The 1097-nt window shown below is 38.6% G+C and carries 2 protein-coding genes; both read left to right on the top strand.

Annotated elements, in window-relative coordinates; genetic code table 11:
- The first annotated feature begins 27 nt into the window (after positions 1-27).
- On the top strand, positions 28-435 hold the full coding sequence (locus tag DO88_RS02520) for a hypothetical protein (protein WP_157600368.1): 408 nt from the start codon (positions 28-30) through the stop codon (positions 433-435).
- 198 nt (positions 436-633) lie between these two features.
- Positions 634-1097 (top strand): transposase (locus tag DO88_RS02525; RefSeq protein ID WP_033040744.1); only part of this gene is annotated, 464 nt, incomplete at its 3' end.

The raw sequence follows: 1097 nt of genomic DNA, 5'->3' as shown, positions 1-1097 counted from the left end.
TGGTGTTCAATAAGCTGTTAGGTTACTTTGTTAGCACTGGAAGTTTTACTCACAATTAGCTTGATTCTGCCTATGAGTTGGTTGGGATTTAAATATTATCGTGACTTTTATAGTTGTGGAGAAAAACTCAACTTATTTAAGCAAGCTTTCCCATTATTGATATTTGTAGCCTATTTGGTTTTTGTGTTTATTGTGGGTATAGAAGAGACCGTGATACTTTTCGAAGACTTTGGGATCAAAGGTCATGAATGGGGATGGTGGACTTTCTTTTTACCAAGCATTTCCTTTTGCTTAGTGATTTTTCCGTATCAAGTCTCAGAGATGTTTGGAGACTATCTACAGGTTTCACAGTTTGGAGGGAAGGAATACACTCGCTTTCTTGGAGTTATGTTATCAATTGTAATCATCATCCGGCATATTGTCGTCGTAACCTAACAAGTTAATTAATAAGGAAAATTTTAGCTAGCCGCTACGCGTCTATACAGCTAAAATTTTCCTATTATTAAGGCGTTGAGGCTGTAGAATTACTCTTTTTAGGAACATACACAACTATTCTTGGTTGGTTGCTTTTTAACCTTGAATCCATCTGTTCGCTGTGATCTAATAGATATTATTCACCCACGGTAAACTGTTATGGCTAACTACAAGCCTGACTTATCTTGTCAAAATAAATTCATTCCTATCAATTTCGCTGAGCAAATTCTGCCTGGCACTTTTGAGTATGCCCTTTGTTATATTGTCGAAAATAAACTCGATTTATCGGGGTTTGACGCGTGGTACAACAATGACAAAACGGGCGCGGCGGCGTATCCACCTTCGGTAATGCTAAAGATTATTTTACTGGGCTATGCACATGGTTTGATCAGTAGCCGTCGAATTGCTAAAGCGTGTGAGACGAACATTTTATTTATGAGTGTGTCGGGAGATATCCAGCCGCATTACACATCAATAGCAGGCTTCGTTGCTAAAATGCATGAACAGATTAAACCGATTTTTACGCAAGTGCTGATGATATGTGATGAGGAAGACTTGATAGGCCGCAACATGTTTGCCATTGATGGGTGTAAATTAAAGTCCAATGCGAGTAAAGAGTGGAG

Source organism: Pseudoalteromonas sp. S3431, from assembly GCF_000690035.1.
Lineage (GTDB): Bacteria > Pseudomonadota > Gammaproteobacteria > Enterobacterales > Alteromonadaceae > Pseudoalteromonas > Pseudoalteromonas fuliginea.
The sequence above is the reverse complement of the archived record's forward strand: the minus strand, read 5'-3'. Positions and strand labels throughout refer to the sequence as shown.